At 69.3% G+C, this 17,435-nt stretch carries 13 protein-coding genes; 10 read left to right on the plus strand and 3 right to left on the minus strand.

Translation table 11 applies throughout. From position 1 onward, the window contains the following. Positions 1-114 precede the first annotated feature (114 nt). The 4 genes from mhpA (at position 115) to G4D86_RS07165 (ending at position 5,753) form a co-directional block, all read left to right on the plus strand. Positions 115-1,677: a bifunctional 3-(3-hydroxy-phenyl)propionate/3-hydroxycinnamic acid hydroxylase MhpA gene (gene mhpA / locus G4D86_RS07150; protein WP_163990932.1), complete on the plus strand. Its 1,563-nt coding sequence runs from the start codon at positions 115-117 to the stop codon at positions 1,675-1,677. A gap of 96 nt (positions 1,678-1,773) precedes the next feature. After that, positions 1,774-2,172, plus strand: coding sequence for a BlaI/MecI/CopY family transcriptional regulator (locus G4D86_RS07155; RefSeq protein ID WP_163990933.1), 399 nt, complete (start codon positions 1,774-1,776; stop codon positions 2,170-2,172). Positions 2,173-2,245: 73 nt separating this feature from the next. Continuing rightward, the gene (locus G4D86_RS07160; protein ID WP_163990935.1) at positions 2,246-3,862 is read left to right on the plus strand and encodes a M56 and MltD domain-containing protein; all 1,617 of its coding nucleotides are present in this window, start codon (positions 2,246-2,248) and stop codon (positions 3,860-3,862) included. A gap of 217 nt (positions 3,863-4,079) precedes the next feature. Beyond that, on the plus strand, positions 4,080-5,753 hold the full coding sequence (locus G4D86_RS07165) for a hypothetical protein (protein WP_163990938.1): 1,674 nt from the start codon (positions 4,080-4,082) through the stop codon (positions 5,751-5,753). A gap of 4 nt (positions 5,754-5,757) precedes the next feature. Here G4D86_RS07165 and G4D86_RS07170 read toward each other — a convergent pair whose 3' ends face one another. Further along, the gene (locus tag G4D86_RS07170; protein ID WP_163990939.1) at positions 5,758-7,107 is read right to left on the minus strand and encodes a S41 family peptidase; all 1,350 of its coding nucleotides are present in this window, start codon (positions 7,105-7,107) and stop codon (positions 5,758-5,760) included. Positions 7,108-7,141: 34 nt separating this feature from the next. Beyond that, positions 7,142-7,636 carry a MarR family winged helix-turn-helix transcriptional regulator gene (locus G4D86_RS07175; protein ID WP_163990941.1) on the minus strand — a complete coding sequence of 165 codons (495 nt, stop codon included), beginning with the start codon at positions 7,634-7,636 and terminating at the stop codon, positions 7,142-7,144. A gap of 129 nt (positions 7,637-7,765) precedes the next feature. On the opposite strand from G4D86_RS07175, the gene G4D86_RS07180 reads away from it, so the two are divergent. Beyond that, positions 7,766-9,202 carry a glycoside hydrolase family 43 protein gene (locus G4D86_RS07180; protein ID WP_163990944.1) on the plus strand — a complete coding sequence of 479 codons (1,437 nt, stop codon included), beginning with the start codon at positions 7,766-7,768 and terminating at the stop codon, positions 9,200-9,202. A gap of 133 nt (positions 9,203-9,335) precedes the next feature. Here the strand turns inward: G4D86_RS07180 and G4D86_RS07185 are convergent, their stop codons facing one another. Continuing rightward, positions 9,336-10,226 carry a LysR family transcriptional regulator gene (locus G4D86_RS07185; RefSeq protein ID WP_163990946.1) on the minus strand — a complete coding sequence of 297 codons (891 nt, stop codon included), beginning with the start codon at positions 10,224-10,226 and terminating at the stop codon, positions 9,336-9,338. A 76-nt stretch (positions 10,227-10,302) separates the two neighbouring features. On the opposite strand from G4D86_RS07185, the gene G4D86_RS07190 reads away from it, so the two are divergent. From G4D86_RS07190 to G4D86_RS07210, 5 genes are all read left to right on the plus strand, one after another. Further along, positions 10,303-12,516, plus strand: coding sequence for a S9 family peptidase (locus G4D86_RS07190; RefSeq protein ID WP_163990948.1), 2,214 nt, complete (start codon positions 10,303-10,305; stop codon positions 12,514-12,516). A gap of 88 nt (positions 12,517-12,604) precedes the next feature. Continuing rightward, positions 12,605-13,303, plus strand: a complete 699-nt coding sequence (locus G4D86_RS07195) for a hypothetical protein (RefSeq protein ID WP_163990950.1) — start codon at positions 12,605-12,607, stop codon at positions 13,301-13,303. Between the two features lie 419 nt (positions 13,304-13,722). Then, positions 13,723-14,604 carry a DUF2381 family protein gene (locus tag G4D86_RS07200; RefSeq protein WP_163990952.1) on the plus strand — a complete coding sequence of 294 codons (882 nt, stop codon included), beginning with the start codon at positions 13,723-13,725 and terminating at the stop codon, positions 14,602-14,604. Positions 14,605-14,637: 33 nt separating this feature from the next. Beyond that, positions 14,638-16,428: a serine/threonine protein kinase gene (locus G4D86_RS07205; protein ID WP_163990954.1), complete on the plus strand. Its 1,791-nt coding sequence runs from the start codon at positions 14,638-14,640 to the stop codon at positions 16,426-16,428. 157 nt (positions 16,429-16,585) lie between these two features. Next, a complete protein-coding gene (locus G4D86_RS07210; RefSeq protein WP_163990956.1) occupies positions 16,586-17,407 on the plus strand; it encodes a vWA domain-containing protein in 822 nt (273 codons plus the stop codon). Positions 17,408-17,435 lie beyond the last annotated feature (28 nt).

Genomic DNA, 17,435 nt, shown 5'->3' on the forward strand with positions numbered 1-17,435 from the left:
CTATACGGCAGCTCGCCACTCTGAGCGGAAGCCCTGAAATCCTGTGAACGCCGTCACAGCGTGGTCACACCCTTTGGTTAATCAATATGCTTGAGATTGCCCGAGGAGGCTCCCATGGGTTGCGACAGCCAACAGTCCGACATGCAGGTCGATGTCATCATCAGCGGCTGCGGTCCGGTGGGGGCGCTCACGGGCAACCTCCTCGGACTGATGGGGGTGCGGACGCTGCTCCTGGAGCGGGACACCGCGCCGCACGGCGAGCCGCGGGCCTTCTCGTGCGACGACGAGGGGCTGCGCATCTACCAGGCCACGGGGCTCTTGGACCTGCTCCAGAAGGACATGCGGGAGACGCGCTTCGCGGAGTACGTGGGCGGCTCCGGCAAGCGCTTCGCCGAGGTGCACACGGGCGAGACGGACTTCGGCTTCGGGCACACGCCGCTGTGGTTCTTCCACCAGCCGCTGCTGGAGGGCGCGCTGCGCGACGGACTGCGCCGCTTCCCGCACGTGGAGCTGCGCACGGGCGCGGCCTTCGAGGGCGCGGACCAGCGCCCCGACGGGGTGACGGTGCGCTACCGCGAGGTGGCCAGCGGCGAGGAGCGCACGGTGCGCGCGCGGTACCTGCTGGCGGCTGACGGCGCGCGCAGCGCGGTGCGCAAGTCGCTGGGCATCCCCATGGCGGGCAAGGCCTACGGCGAGCCCTGGCTGGCGGTGTCCGGCACCATCGACGGCGAGGCGCCCGACATCTGCCGCTTCGTGTGCGACCCGAAGCGCCCCGCCTTCGTCGCGACGGGCGCGGTGAATCAGCTCCGCTGGGAGTTCATGATGCTGCCCGGCGAGACGCGCGAGCAGCTGGAGCAGCCGGAGACGATTGCGAAGCTCATCGCGCCGTACATCGACCCGAAGCGCGTCCACATCGAGCGCGCGCAGGTGTACACGTTCCACTGCCTCAGCGCGGCGCGCTGGCGCGAGGGCAACATCTTCCTGCTGGGCGACGCGGCGCACACCATGCCGCCCTTCATGGGCCAGGGGCTGGTGTCCGGCCTGCGCGACGCGGCGAACCTCGCCTGGAAGCTGAAGCGGGTGATTCACGGCCAGGCGCCCACGGCGCTGCTGGACACCTACGAGGAGGAGCGCCGCCCGCACGTGCAGGAGGTGCAGAAGCTGTGCGTGCGCGTGGGGCACCTGTTCCTGGCGCGCAACCCCGTGCTGGCCGCGGCCCGCGACGCGCTGATGCGCACGCTGCAGCGGATTCCGAGCGTCCGCGACTTCATCCAGGGCTTCAAGTTCAAGCAGCCCCCGCTCCACGAGAAGGGCTTCTACTTCGGCGGCAAGGGCACGTACTTCATCCAGCCCCGCGTGCGGCTGGAGTCAGGGGAGGAGGTGCTCCTCGACGACGCCCTGGGAAACGACTTCACGGTGATGTGCCGGTGGGACGCGCCCCAGGCGGAGCTGACCGCGGCGCGCGAGCTGGCCCAGTCCCTGGGCGGCAAGCTGGTGACGTTCCGCCCCGAGGCCGCGAAGTCCGAGGCCCCGGCCGTGGTGGACGTCACCGGGAAGCTGACGGAGTGGTTCTCCCGCCAGGCCGCCGACGTGGTGGTGCTGCGACCGGACCGCTTCGTCTTCGGCGCGGTGAAGGCCGCGCGCCTCCCGGAGCTGCGCGAGGCGCTGGGCGTCTGAGGCCTCCGCGCCAAGACGACCCACGGAGAATCAACTAAGGGCTTAGTTGACGACCAACTAAGGACTTAGTAGTTTGCTGGCCACGGAGGTAATCACGTGGCCAGCAAACCCGAGCCCGAAGCGCCCCGGCCGTTGACGCCGGTGGAGCTCGAGCTGATGCAACTCGTGTGGAAGCAGGGTGAGGTGAGCGTGGCGGACGTGCTCGCCGCGCTGCCGCCGGAGCGCGCGCTCGCGTACACCTCGGTGTCCACCGTCCTGCGCATCCTGGAGCAGAAGGGCGTGGTGCACAGCCGCAAGCAGGGGCGGGGGCACCTGTACTCGGCGGTGCTGCCGCGCGAGGCGTACGAGGCGCAGAGCGTGCGCCACCTGGTGGACACGCTCTTCTCGGGCACGCCGTCCGCGCTCGTGGCCCGGCTGGTGGAGGCCGTGCCGCTGGCGCCCGACGAGGTGGAGCAGATCCGCAAGCTGCTCAAGGCGAAGGGGGACAAGCGATGAGCGCCGTCCTCCGGCATCTCGCATCCGGTGATGTGGCGGTGGCGCCGCGCCTCGCGGCGATGGGAGGCACGCGATGAGCGCCGTCCTCCGGGAGCTGGCCTCCCTCTATCTGGCCGTGGCGCTGCTGCTGCCGGTGGCGCTGCTGCTCTCGCGGCTGGCGCTGGCCGTCCTCGCGCGGCTGGGGGCGCCGCTGTCCGCGCGCCAGTCCCTGAGCGTGGGACGGGGCGCGCTGCTGTTGGCGCTCGTCCTGCCGCTCGTGGCCACGGTGGCGCACGCGGTGGCTCCGGCCGGGCCGCTCTTCACCTTCGAGCGCTCGGTGGCGCGGCACGCGGGACGCCTGCCCGGGCCCGCGTGGGATGCACCTCCGCCCCGGCCCGCCGAGCGTCCCCGTGAGTCCTTGCCCACGTCCTTCCCCTTGCTGCCCGCCGCCGCGCTTGTGGTTGCCCTGGGCGCGTCTGTCTTTACCGCCCGGGCGCTCATGCGTCACCGGCGCCTCTTGCGGCAGCTGGAGTCCTGGCCCCGGGTCCGGAGCGTGGGCCGCGTCCGCGTGGTGCTGGGCGAGGAGGGCACACCCGCCTTCTCCGCGTGGTTCCCGCGCCTGCGCGGCGGGCCTTCCGCGTGGGTGGTGGTGCCTCCTTCCGTACTCGGTGACGCGGAGTCGCTGCGCCTCACGGTGCTGCACGAATTGCAGCACCACCGCCAGCGCGACACGCACCTGGCCTTCGCGCGCCTGGTCCTCACCGGCGCCTTCTTCTGGCATCCCGCCGCGCACATGTTGTCGCGCTGGCTCGTCTCGCTGCAGGAGTTGGCATGTGACGAGGCGCTGGTGGCGGGCGGCCGCGCCCAGGCGCACGCGTATGCCCGCTGTCTGCTTCAAGCGGCGCTCACCCTTCCGGGCGCACCGCCCCTTCCCGCCGGAGCCACCGGCATGTCCCATCCCACCGCGAGGAGAATCGAAATGCTGTTCCAACCCCGTCCCCTGCGCGCCCACGGCGCCGCGGCGCTGCTGTCCGCGCTCTTCCTGGTCCTCCTTCCCCTGGCGACGCTGGCGCAGGGCGCGGCACGCGGCCGCACGGTGACGCTCGCGGAGGCGAAGGCGCTCGCCGAGTCCAGCCAGCCCGCCGGAGACCTGCCGGTGGTGGTGGACGCGAAGGTGGTGGAGCAGCTCAACCGGCTCATCGGCACGGAGAAGGGCCGCGCGTTCATGAAGCGCGCGCTGGCGAACCTGGGCACGCACCGCGAGGCGCTGCTGACCGGCCTTCGCGCCAAGGGCCTGCCCGAGGGGCTGCTGGCCGTGGCGGTGGTGGAGTCGGCGGTGACGAACATGTCCGAGACGGACGGGCGTCCGTCGCTGGCCCCCGGCATGCGCGGCGCGGGCGTGTGGATGTTCATCCCCGAGACGGCACGCCGCTACGGGCTGGAGGTGAGCGCCACGAAGGACGAGCGGCTGGACGTGACGCGCGAGACGCAGGCCGCCGCGACCCTGCTGTCGGACCTGCACACGCAGTACAGCGACTGGCGGCTGGCGCTTGCCGCCTACAACCAGGGCGACAAGAAGGTGGACGAGGCGCTCGCCCAGGGCGGCAGCCGCGACGTGAGCGCGCTCATGGCCTCCGGCCGGCTCAACGACTACACGGCCACCGTGCAGGCCGGCCTGCTCATCGTCCGCAATCCGCACCTGCTGGACTGAAGCCGCGGGGCTTCACCTCCCCGCCACACGGGCAGCGAGGCCGCGCCCGTCCCGCCAGGACGCGCCCGCGTTCACCCTGAACGCCTGGGCCTGGAGCTCCGCTTCCGTTCCGTGCCGTCCCCCCTCTGAAAGTTCATGCAGGAATGTCGTGGCTCGCGGTTTGCTGAGGGCCACGCAGCGATACCTGCAACTTCTTTTCAGAGGGGGAGACAGACACATGCATTCCTCACGTGAAGTGCGCGCTGTTTGGATTCACGGCCTGCTCCTGGCGGCCGTGCTGGTGCTGCCGTCGGTGGCGTGGGCGGACTCGAAGAGCAGCGCGTGGGTGAATTCCACCGGCCGGACGTTCGAGAACCCGCGGTTCCGGTTGGACCTGTCGGCGCCCGCGACGGTGACGCTCGACTTGATGTCTTCCGTCGACACCTATCTCTACCTGCTCAACCAGGACGGCTCGCAGCTCATCGCCCAGGATGACGACAGTGGAGGCAACTTCAACAGCCGGCTGACGGTGTCGCTGGGCGCGGGCAGGTACATGCTCGTCGCGGCTACCTATTCACCGGGCCAGCGCGCGGACTTCACGCTCAACAGCAGCCAGGGCGGCCTGGCCTATTGCTTCCAGGCGTACGCGGACACGAACTTCAGCGGCGCCTCCAACACCTTCTGCGAGGGCGGCAGCCAGCCCTTCATGAACGACGCGTACTCGTCCATCCGCGTCCCCAAGGGCCTGCGCGTGCGCGCCTATCAGCACAGCGGCGGTGTGGGGCTGGCGCGGACGTACTTCCAGGACGTGCCGAACGTGGGCGGGCTCTACAACGACATGATTTCGAGCTTCTCGTGGTCCAACTTCCAGACGAACGACTTCTTCATGGTCTTCGCCTCGGACCCGCAGTTCTCCTGGAAGCACTGCAACGACGGCCCGGGCCCGCTCTGTGACAGGGAGAACCAGGTCTTCGCGGGGTGGAACGACGACGACCTGGCGCGCTACTACAACACCAACGTCGTCAACGGCATCAACCAGGTGAAGAACCTGCTGGGCGAGTACCGGTTCGGCGGCACCGTGGTGAACGGCGACCTGACGGAGTTCGGCAAGCAGGACGTGGACCTGGGCGACTACATCAACATCTACGAGCACGGCGTGCAGTCCAACGTCTACCTGGGACTGGGCAACCACGACTACGCCAACAACGTAAATGACTGCTACGAGAACCAGTGCGCCACGGGCATGGTCTGGTACTTCAAGGACCAGGTCTGGACGCTCAACGCCACGCGCTTCGACTACTCGGAGAGCGGCGTCTATTACGAGTTCCCCAGCAACCGGAAGAACCACACGGGCAGCCTGGGATACTCGTGGGACATCGGCAAGGTCCACTTCGCCCAGCTCAACAACTACCCCACGTACACGCGCGACTGGAACGGCTGGAACTTCAGCGAGGCGCGCCGCGACTACTTCTACATCCTGTCCGCCATCAACTGGCTGCGGAGTGACTTGCAGGACGCCGTCAGCCGGGGCCAGGAGCTCGTCGTCAACATGCACGACTGGGGCTCGGGCGCGAGCACGGAGATGATGGCGGCGCTGAACGACTTCCCCGTCTCCGCCGTCTACGCGGGCCACTGGCATGGCAGCTATGGCCGGTACGACACGCGGTGGATGAACGACGGCAAGCCGATGCCCGTGTTCCTCAGCGGCTCGGCCCACCTGGGCACCTTCCTGGTGACCCGCTTCGTGAACGACAAGACGTACACGTGGGTGATGGCCGTGGACCAGTTCAACGGCGGCCAGCTGCGAGTGCTCTACAACGGCACCTACTACCCCGCGGCCTCCACGCCCGGCCTCTTCGACACCTGCGCCGGGTGCTCGCGCTACTACCAGGAAGTGTTCGACATGCGCTGAGGCTTCAGCTCCGCGGATACACCCGCGGAGCCGGGTCTCCCCGCCACAGCGTCTCCAGCGTCTTCGGCGTGAATCTCACGCGCAGCCTGTCGGAGCCGTCGACGGCGAACAGCCCATCCGCCGTCAGCGGTGACAGGCGGCGCGTGGGACGGTTGGGCCGGGCCAGCCAGAGCGCGCCCTCGCGCACGCTCACCTCGACCTCACCGTAGCGCCCGGCGAGTGGCTTCAGCCGGGCCGCCGCGACAGAGACGGGCTTCAGGCGCGCCTCCACGTCGAGCCGCGCCCACTCGTAGTCGGCCAGGGCCTCGGGCGATACACCCGGAGCTCCCGCCAGGCGCTTCAGGGCCAGCAACTGGGCGACCTCCAGTGCCTGGGCAGGCGGCGTCTCCACGGTGGGCGGGACGCCGACGCCCTCCCAGTTGGTGCCGCTGACCGGATGCACCGGGCGGCCGAAGGAGACGCTCAGCATGAAGCCGGGGTGGATGGGGACGAAGCGGTTGTTATTGGCCGCGCCGGCCGTCTTCGTGCCGACCAGCTCGCCCAGCTTGAACTGCGCCACGTCGTAGGCGAACGCCTCGCCCGCGGAGGCCACGCCGCCGTCGATGAGCACGTACAGCGGCTTGTCCTTGAGCCGGCCCGCCGGGACATGCTCCAGGGTGCGCGACTGCGCCGGTGGCTTCGAGCCCTCCAGGAAGGTCATCTCCAGGAGGTCCCCGTCCAGGAAGTGGCTGACCAGGTAGCGCACGGCCGCGTGTTCGCCGCCGCCATTGCCTCGCAGGTCGATGACCACCGCGTCGCCGTCCCGCAGGAAGCGCAGGGCGTCGTCATAGACGGCGCCCGTCTCGTCGCGGACCCACTCGAAGCCGGTGATGCGCAGGTAGCGGAGGTTGCCGGGCAGGAGCTTCAGCTCCGCGAGGCCGTGGTGGTTCCTGAGGGCCTCCTGGCGGAAGAGCGCGTCGCTGTCCGCGCCCTCGCTCGGTGGCGCATGCGCGAGCTGGCGCAGCTCGGCGGCGTACTCGGTGGGGTTGTAGTGGATGTAGAGGTGGCCGTCTCCGCTGGCGGCCTTCAGGTCCAGGGTGATGCGCTCGGCCAGCAGCGCCGCGTCGTCCACGGTGTAGCGCCCGGCCTTCCGGGACTGCTCCAGCCGCTCGGCGATGGCGGGCACCTTCTCGGGGAGGACGTAGGACTCGCGGATGGCCGCGATGATGGCGGCCAGCGCGGCGTCGCGGTCGGCGGCGGAGAGGGTGCGCGGCGCGGAGCGCTCGGACGCGGGCGCGACCTGGGCCGACGCGGGGTCGGGGGACAGCGTGAGCATCAGCGCCGTCAAAGCGGCGGTCAGGCTTCGTGAAGGCATCGAGGGCTCCAGGTGTGGGTTCGGGGTGTTGCGCTCAAGACCTGCTCTTGCGTGACGGCTTCAGCTTCGCGGCCGCCTTCTCGAGCCGCGCGTCGAAGGGCTCGCGCTCCAGCGCCTGCAGCGCTTCCGCGAGGACGCGGGACAGCGGGGCGGAGAGCTCCTTGTCGAGCTGGTCCGCCGCCGCGTTGGTCGCCGCCCACTGGCGCTCCAGGGCGGGAAGCATGGCCCGGCCTTGTGGCGTCAGGGCGACGATGCGCTCGCGGGCGTCGGCGCCGGGCTGGAGCTCCACCAGGCCGGCGCTGACCATCTGCGAGACTGTCTGGCTGACGGCGGAGTGGCTGACCTGCGCCTGCTGGGCAATGGCGCGGATGGAGACCGGGCCCTGCGCCATCAACGTCCGCACGATGGGCGTGTAGCGCGGCCGGTAGTCCAGACCAGCGCGCTCGTAGGCCTGCTCCACGGCGCCGTCGAGGTGCTCGATGAGGTTCCGCAACAGCGTGCCGAGGGTGGGGCTTTTGCCGGTGCTCATGCCGGATATGTATAAGCGCTGTTATATCGCGTCAAGTCGATGTGTCTGGCATGTCTCGCGGAAGGCAGGTCTGGCTGACTTGTCGGGGATTTCGTGCTACCTCGCGCCCCTCCATCTGGAGGTGTTCCCATGAGGAAGTCCCCCCGAATCCTGGCCCTCGCGTTCGCGAGCGTCCTCTCGACGCTCGCATCCGGCTGTGGCGAAGAGTTTTCCGACACCGAGACTCCGGTCGGTTCCACCGGCGCGGCGCTCGCGTGCAGCACGCGCATCACCTACGGCGACCGGTGGATTCGTCCCTCGGGACACACCGCGCAGTACGACATCGCGAGCGACCTGGTGACGTGGAACGGCACCTGCGTCAACGAGGGCACGAACTCGTACGCGGTGCTCTCCAACGGCTGGAAGCCGTACTTCACCGGCAACAACGCGTGCGTGCTGGCGCTCGACACGGACTGCGCCGGGGCCACCGCGTGCGCGACGCGCATCACCTACGCCGCGTCCTGGCTGAAGCCGTCGGGGCACACGGCGCAGTATGACGACGCGGGCGGGCGCGTGTTCTGGGACAGGGGCTGCACGAACGAGGGGACCAACTCGTACGCGGTGCTCTCCAACGGCTGGAAGCCGTACTTCAGCGGCTCCGGCGCGTGTGGCATGTCGTTCCGGTACACGGGCTGCGGCGGGCTGTACCAGAACCCGGTCGTCAACGTGGACTGCGCGGACCCGGGCGTCATCCATGATGGGACGCGGTACGTGGCCGCCTGCACGTCGGGCGGCGCGGCCAATGCCTTTGCCCTGCGCACGTCGACGGACCTGGTGACGTGGGCGAGCGCGGGCCACATCTTCCCCTCCGCGAGCAAGCCCACGTGGGCGACGGGCGACTTCTGGGCGCCGGAAATCCACAAGGTGGGCACGCGCTTCATCGCGTACTTCACCGCGCGGCACTCGGACGGGAAGCTGTCCATTGGCGCGGCCACCTCGGCCAGCGCGCTCGGGCCCTTCACGGACCTGGGCCGGCCGCTGGTGCACGACACGGGGATGGGCATGATTGACGCCACCTTCTTCAAGGACACGGCCGGGGTGCCGTACCTGGTGTGGAAGGCGGACGGCAACGCGGTGGGGCAGCCGACGCCCATCTACGGACAGCAACTGGCGGCGGATGGCCTGTCGCTCGTCGGCACGCGCAGCACGCTCATGAGCAACAACCTCGCCTGGGAGGGTGGCGTCGTCGAGGCGCCGTGGGTCGTCGCGCGGGGCGGCTACTACTATCTCTTCTACAGCGGTAACGCGTACTACAACAGCACCTACGCCGTGGGCGTCGCGCGCGCTACCAGCCCGCTGGGTCCGTACACGAAGCTGGGCTCGCCCATCCTCAAGACGGGCGGCGGCTGGGTGGGGCCGGGACACAACTCCGTCGTCACCGGGCCGGGCGGCGACACGTACATGGTCTACCACGCGTGGAACAGCGCCCACACCGCGCGGGTGATGCTCGTGGATGCCATCACGTGGCCCAACGGCTGGCCCGCGGTTCCCTCGGCGCCGTCGGCGGGCTCGCGGCCCATGCCGTAGCGGCGCGGTGAGGCGTTGAGCGGAGGCGCGCCCCGGTGAAGGCGGGGCGCGTCTTCGTGCCGGACTCGCGGCGCTCCGATTCGACGGGGGCGTGGTTCGTGCCCCGGAGCTGGTACTTCTTCCGCCGCGTCGCCTACTGCCGGCGTGCGACCGCTTCATGGGCCACGGCGCGGAAGTGCGCGGCGGCGGGAGAGGGATGCGGCCCCGCGAAGGCGACGGACAGCTCCGCGTAGCTCGAAGCGTCGCGCAGGGCCCGGAAGACCACGCCCTTCGGACGCAGCGCCTGGGCGGACATCGGGGCGATGGTGAGCCCGAGTCCCGCTTCGACCATGCCGATGACCGAGGTCCACGTGCTGGCCTCCTGGACGATGCGCGGAGAGAAGCCCGCGGCGAGGCACATGCTCGTCACCGTGTCATGCAGGCCGGGCCCCGAGTGCCGGGGGAACAGGACGAAGGGCTCGCTTCCCAGCGAGGCCAGGGCGATGACCTTCTGACGGGCCCGGGGATGCCGGGTGGGCAGCGCGAGCACGAAGCGCTCCCGCAGCAGCCGCTCCACCGTCACCCCGTCATGCTGGAAGGGCGCTCGCACGATGGCCAGGTCCAGCTCACCGGTGGTGAGCGCGACGCCGACGTTCAGCGTCCCCCGGTCATCGAGTTCCAGCTTCACCCCCGGGAAGCGCGTCCGGAACCGGAGCACGATGTCGGGCAGCACGCCGAAGGCCGAGGACGCCGCGAAGCCGACCCGCAGCGTTCCCGTCTCTCCCCGTGCCGCCTGCCGCACGGTGGTGATGACGTCCGCGCGCTTCGCCAGCAGCGCGCGGGCATCCTCCAGCAGGTGGCTCCCCGCGGGCGTGAGCGCCACGCGCCGGCTCGTGCGGGTGAGGAGCTCCACGCCCAGCTCCGACTCCAGCCTGCGAATCTGCTGGCTGAATGGCGGCTGCGCCATGCCCACCCGCGCGGCGGCCCGGCCGAAGTGGAGCTCCTCCGCCACGGCGATGAAGAGCTGGAGCTGGCGGAATTCCATATCCAGACGATATCCGTCTCGATTCGCCTCGAAAGAGATATTGGTCTTACAGAATCCGGCTTCGTACGCTCCTGGCATGCGACGCCTCTTGCTTGCTGTCGGAATCCTGATGACGGCCTTCGCGAGCGTGCCCGCCGTGGCGCTCCCGGGCCCGGACGCGAAGCTCCAGGAGCGGCTGGACCTGGCCGACCGGTTCCTCCATCTCCCGCTGCTCGCCCGCGACAGCCTCGTCCCTCCAAAGTGGCTCCGTGAGGGAGACCGGCTGGTGTTCTGGTCGGAGGACGGGAAGGACGGAGGGACGTGGATGCTCTTCCACGCCCGGACGGGAGTGGCGACGCCGCTGGTGTCCGGCGCCGAGCTGCGGGCCCAGCTCTCGCAGCTGGCAGGCAAGCCCGTCTCCGCGCTGAAGTTCTTCGAGGTCGCCATCACTCCGGACCAGAAGGGCATCGTCTTCCGGCACGAAGGGAAGGCCTTCAGGCTGGGGCTGGCGGATGGCCGCGTCACCGCACTCGCTCCGGAGGACCGGTCCGCGCTGGAGCTCTCTCGGACGCACTTCGGGGCTCCATCGGGAGGAGGCGTCGCGGAGCAGCGTGACGGCGGTGGCTTCGCCGTGCGCGGTGCGGACGGGAGCCTGGTGGTGGAGCGCGCCGGGGAGGAGCACCTCGGCTGGCGTATCCCGGAGAACCCCTGGTCGCCGGATGGCCGCTTCCTGGCGGTGCTGCGCGAGGACCTGCGCGGCGTCCACAAGGTGCCGGTGGTGGACTACTCCACCGCGCTGGAGAAGGTGACGTGGGTGCCCTATGCGAAGTCGGGCACGCCGCTGCCGAAGCGGGAACTCCACATCGTCGAGCTGGCGACGGGCCGCGTGACGCGCATCGCTCCCGTGGAGGAGGAGACGCACGACTTCTTCATCGGCTGGCGGCCCGATGGTGGCGAGGCGCTGAGCCTCCACCTCTCGCGCGACGGCAAGCGGCTGGACCTGACGGCGGTGGAGCCGGTGTCTGGCAAGCGCCGGCGCGTGCTGCGCGAGGAGCGGCCGGAGACCTTCGTGGCGGGGCTGGACCTCGAGGCGGGCGGCTTTGCGAAGCAGGTCCGGTTCCTGCCGGACAGCAAGTCCTTCCTCTGGATGTCCGAGCGTGACGGCTGGCGGCACGTGTACCTGTATGACGTGTCGGGACGGCTCATCCGCCAGGTGACACGGGGCGCGTTCCCCGTCCACGAAGTGGTCGGCGTCGGGCCTGGAGGTGACGCAATCTTCGTGGTGGCCTCCGCCGACAGTGGTGCGCCGTACGAGCAGCTCTTCTACCGGGGCAGATTGAAGGGCGGTGCGCTGAAGCGGCTGTCGTCGGGCGCGGGCATGCACCGAATCACCCTGGCGCCGTCGGGCGGGTACTTCGTCGACACGTGGTCTTCGAGGACGCAGCCCCGGCTGCGGGAGGTGGGCTCCACGGATGGGAAGCCGCGCGTCCGTCTCACGACGTCCGACGTGAGCGCAGTGGTGGAGCAGGGCTTCAAGCCTCCGGAGTCGCTCACCGTCACGGCCGCGGATGGCGTCACGCCGCTGCACGGGGTGCTCTACAAGCCGCGCGACTTCGACCCCACGAAGCGCTACCCGGTCATCGCGTACATCTATGCCGGGCCGTTCATGACGACGGTGCCCTGGAACTACCTCGGCAACGGCATGTCGCTCATCAGCGGGTCGATGGCGCAGCTGGGCTTCGTGGTGGTGCTGCTGGACCCCCGGGGGACGCCGGGCCGGAGCAAGGCATTCCAGGATGCGAACTACGGCCGCGTGGGCCAGACGGAGATTCCCGACTACGTCGCGGGAGTGAAGCAGGCCGCCGCCACCCGTCCGTGGATGGACCTGGAGCGGGTCGGCATCCATGGCCACTCGTGGGGCGGCTACTTCGCGCTGCGCGGCATGCTGACGGCGCCGGAGTTCTTCAAGGCCGGCTACGCGGGAGCGCCCGGAGCGCTGGAGGAGGAGGCCATCATCAACGAGCCGTACCTCGGACTGCCGGGCACGAATCCCGCCGCCTACGAGGCCGGGTCCAACGTCGCCCTCGCGGGCAAGCTGCAGGGGCAGCTCAAGATGATGCACGGCACGAGCGACGTGAATGCAACGCTCTCCACGACGATGCGCATGGCCGAGGCGCTCATCCGGGAGGGCAAGCACTTCGAGCTGCTCATCATGCCGGGACAGCCCCACAGCCCCGAGCCGCCCGCGGACCGCTACTACTCCGACGATGTGAACATGTTCTTCATGCGGACTCTGGGCGGGCCGCGCTGAAAGGGGCAGAGCAGACTTCTGCATCCGGCTCGCATCGTACGCTTGCTGGCTCTGGGGCATACTTGGACAGCTAAAGCCAGGAGGGGTGATGCCGAGCCTTGTCCCGCAGATTCTTCAACTTCTCGATGCCGAAGGGCTTCGCAGTCTAGCTGCCGCTCGGAAGCTTCCAGGACGGCGTTCGGAAGGGGAACTCCGGCAGGCTTTGCACGCCGTGTACGGCGGTTCCGTTACTCAACTGCTCCTTGAGCTTCAACGCGACGATCTCCATCGTCTTCTGCGGCGACCATTTCATTGGCAAGGACGCCGCTACCACTCGCCTGAACTGGCGCGTTTCAGCAAAGAGCAACTGCTGAAGTTCGCCAACACTCTCTTCGTAAAGGGAGAAGTGCCCTCAGAATTCGGGAAGGAGTCCGGACGTCCTGAGTTCCTCTTGGAGACACCCACGCCTGTTGCATCGCCCAAGCCCACCAAGGAGCCCAGAGCCATCGCCCCAGCAGTGCTCGATGACGACGAGAGCACCGGCAAGACGGTGGTTGCTCCGGCGATGCGGTTCCTCGTCATGCTCTCCCATGATTGGGGCAGGCCCCGCAGTCTCCGCAACGTGTTGACCGACCTCGGGCTGGAGGTGCCAGAGCGTCTGAGAGGTCCTCGGTTCCAAGAGGCGATGAAGAAGCTCGCCTCGCTGGGCGTCGAAATGGCGGATGCTGAATCCGGAGCGTTGCTGACGCCGAGGGACGCATCGCCAGGAGTCAATGCAAGGGTGCGCCTGAGGAGAGTCCGGACCTGACTCCCAAGTACCCAACGCTTTGCCTGCCCTTGCTCCACGAACACGTTCGATCCGGGCCTCCCACGTCAGGCCCGTGACACCTCGACCGTGCCCACTTTTCGGCCCGCCCGAGCGAGAGTGGAGCCTGCGGCAGAAGGAAGCCCGACAGGGTCCGTCGGTGCTGGAACTGTAGGCAAGGGAGCAAGCACCAAGCCCGGCAGGGCGGGCGTAGCCCAGGCCAGGATGCTCGCACTACCGAGCCAACAGCTCGCGGTGGGCAGCCATATCGCCCTCCCGGCTGACCGCGAAGGTCTCCCAGTCGGTGATCTGCCCCTTGCGCCTCGGGCCTCAGCGAGACGCTGCCTCGATGGGGAGCATCTTCGCGGGGCAGGCTCCAACTGAGGCTCTGTTAGGGTACGACCCCGGAGGTTGTCCCTCGCGTGCCCCACTTCGTGTACTGGCTTCCGCTGCTGACCCTGTTGCTGACGAGCGCGGCCACCGCCCAGCAACTCCCGGCGCCCCTCCTCCGGCAGAGGTCCGTTACGTTGCCCGCCAGCACGCAGGATGCCACCGTGCGCGTGGCGCGGGGCACGCTCACCACCCTCACATTCGATTCGGCACTGGCCCCCAAGGGAGTGCAACTGGCGGGGCGAGACACCCACTTCGAGCGTGTCGTCATTGAGGAGCGCACCCTCATCCTCAAGCCCAAGGTGGCGTTGGCGCCGAGCGAGCGACTGCTGCTCACCGTGAGATTCGCCGATAGCGCCGCTCCCCAGGAGGCCACCTTCGAGCTTGTACCGGGCGAAGGAGAAGTGGATGCAGCCGTGGAGGTGGTGCGCCGCGCGCGCAACGCGGACGCCCTCGAGGCGGCATTGGCCACCGTGCAGGCGCAGTTCGCCGCGCTGCAGGCCCGCTGTGGGGACAGCGAGCCCGAGAGCGCGGTGCTGGCCGGGTGGCTCACCGAGGACATTCGCGCCACGCTCTTCAACGCGGAAGTGCCACCTGGAAACGCCAGCGGCTTGAGATTGGAGGGCGGCGCGGGCTACCGCACTCGCAAGTGGGCCCTGGTCGTAGTCCAGCTCAGCAACGGACCCGCCGCGCGGCGGTGGACGCTGGGGGAAGTGCGGCTGACGTCCGCGCACGGAGCTCCCGTCAAGGTGCTCTCCGCGCGCGTCGACAGGCCACACCTGGCTCCCGGAGAGGAGGGCCTGCTGTTGGTGCGTACCGAAGCCCCCTGGTGGGACCTGGGCGAGAAATTCCGACTGGAGCTGAAGGACAAGGAGGGTGGTCGACTGCTGCCCTTGAGCGGAGTGGTTTTCTAGAGCGCATCACGCAACGGCACGGGAACCCACGCCATGACGACGCCTCTCTTCCACCCTGACCAACTCGGGCCCGGTAGTCGCGTGGGCCCCTGGCGAGTGCTGGAGTCCCTCGGTGCCGGCGGCTTCGGCCGGGCCTTCAAGGTGGAGCGGGACGAGCAACCCGGCCAGCCCTACATGCTGAAGGTGGCGTTGCGCCCTGCCAGTCCCCATGCCCCCGAGGAGGAGAACGTCCACGGGCGGCTCTCTCGTGAGGCGGCCATCCATATGGCCTACGACACGGGGGTGAAGCTCCACTCCGTCGACCACTGGCCCACGCCCCAGGGCTACCTCTACTTCGTCACCGACTACGTGGAGGGGGAGACATTCCATGAATGGTGCTGGCGCACCCAGCCGTCCGCGGCACGCCTGATGGACATCTTCACGGAGGTGGTGCGCCAGGTAGGGGCGCTGCACCGGCGCGGCGTGAGCCACCGCGACCTGAAGAGCGACAACATCCTCATCCGCACGGTGGACGAGACACCGCACCTGCTCGACTACGGGGCGGCGCGGTTGCCAGGCATGGCCACGCTGACGGTGGGGGTGCCGCCAACAGCCCCGCACCTGGTCCCTCCCGAATGCCTGGAGTTCCTCCATGAGGAGACGTGGAAGGAAGGGGCTCGCTTCGACCCGGGCATGCCGGGGGACCTCTACGCGCTGGGCCTGCTGTTCTTCGAGGCGCTCACCGACAGCTACGCCTTCGACCCCAAGCTCCCGTACAACGCGCTGGTGGTTGTCATCATGGCGAAGACGCCAGCCGCCCCGCACGTGCTCAACCCCAAGGTGCCGCGCAGCTTGAGCGACATCGTCATGCGCCTGCTGGAGAAGCGCCCGGAGGCACGCTACCCCAGCGCGGAGGCACTGCTCCAAGCGCTCTGGGAGGCCGCCAAGGAGCGCAAGAAGCCTGAGTGGCAGGTGTCTCTGGCCATGTCGCCTCCAGCCGAGAATGCCCCACCCCCGGAGACACCAGGCCCGTCGGCGCTTCCGGTCTCTCCTGCCGCTGATGCACCTCCATCCGCCGACGCAGCGCAGGTGCCGCAAGCAGCAACCGAGGGGCCGGAGAGGGCAGAAGTCGCGGAGGCGCCGCATGCGCCGGCGACGGAGCGTGCCCCGGAAACCCCTGTTGCCGTGAGCTCGCGGCCGCGGCGGCGTTTGCTGACGTGGGGCCTCCGCGGCCTCGCCGTGCTTTTTCTGGCCCTCTGGGTGGGGCTGAGCACACTGCCTCCCACCCCCGAGAAAGGAAGCCCGTCCATGCCCACCGCCCCCACGCCCCATGCACCTGAAGCCCGTCGCTCCAGCATCACCACGCTTCTGGCTGCGGCGCTCTGCTCCGTGACGAGCATGGGCTGCCCCGCCGCTCAGGTGAAGCCAGAGCGCGGTGATTGCCCCAAGGAGGCCCGTGAAGCCATGTTCCGGGTCCTCGACATGGACACCGGGAAGGGTCGCAAGGCGGTCGTGGACATCAACCAGCCTGGGGATCAGAGCCAGCGCGGCACGTACCAGGACGGGCCCGTGGTGGGTCGTGTCGTCGGCTACTCGTGGACAGACCCCACGCTGCCGGATGGCACGCTGCTGTACGGGCGACTCTGGACGGGGTTCGAGTATTTCGGCGATCCAGCCGCCATGGTCCGCTACTCCGAGGCGAAGCTTCCCGACGGGCGCACCTTCCCCGTGTGCCTCGTCCTGGGTGGCCGAGATGGCCTCGTCCCTGTGCTGTCAGGCTCCAAGGCGGGCGCCGCCGTGCTGCCGCGGGAACTGCCTCTAACGCCGGTGGATCGCTGGCCCTGAGGTGGCTCACCTCAGTGACCCTGGTCCTTGAAACACAAGTCACTCTGAGCCTCGGACCGAAGGGAGCCGCGGCCCCGTCTCCACGTCAGGCCCGTGACACCCAAGGCGTCGGAGCCGTGCCGCTGAGGGCAGGGCGGCCCGTACCCGGGGGTGTCTCGTGGACAAGCTTTCGCGGCTGGACCTCGTCTTCTGTGTGGACCTGACCAGCAGCATGACCTCCTTCATCGCGCAGGCGCGGGCGCACGTGCGTCGCATCCTCGACGCGCTGACGGCGGTTCCGGACCTGGACCTGTGCGTGGCGCTCTCCGGCTACCGTGACCACGGCTTCCCGGAGGTGCTCGAGGTCCATTCCTTCACCCGGGACGTCTCCGCGCTCGCGAAGGCGCTCGATGCGGCCCAGGTCTTCAGCCACGCGTCGAACCTCGATGCGGCCGAGGCCGTCTTCGCGGGCCTCGACGCGGCGGCGAAGCTCCCCTGGCGCGAGGGCGCCTTCAAGGTCGTCGTCCTCGTGGGCGATGCGCCCCCGCATGCCTGCGGCGGCGATGGCGGCCACGCTCCGGACCGCTTCCGCGAGAAGGACCCGAGCGGCTGGGACCTCGACGGCCTCACCAACCACCTGGAGGCCCAGGGCATCTTCCTGCATGCGCTCGCCATGGTGCCCTCGGTGCACCCGCACTACGACGCCGCGCTGGAGCGTGCCTTCCGTCGCCTGTCCATCTCCACCGGTGGCACCTACCAGTCCGCGCGTGGCCCGAATGCCGCGCTGGCCATCGTGGAGACGCTCGTCCAGCGCACCTCCGTCGAGTTCGCCTTCGACCGCCGCGTGCATGGCGCCATCGAGGCCCTCGCCCTGGACGCGCGCGGCAGCTCCGCGCTCCGCGAGTCCCTGGCGAAGCAGCTCGGGAGCACGGAGGTCACCGTGTCCTCGGCCCTGATGCGCCTGCGCCAGCGGGGGCTCCTGCCCGTGGGTGTGGAGTAGCGTTCACCCTCCGATGTCCCAACTTCCG

It is taken from the genome of Pyxidicoccus caerfyrddinensis, assembly GCF_010894405.1.
Taxonomy (GTDB): Bacteria; Myxococcota; Myxococcia; order Myxococcales; family Myxococcaceae; genus Myxococcus; species Myxococcus caerfyrddinensis.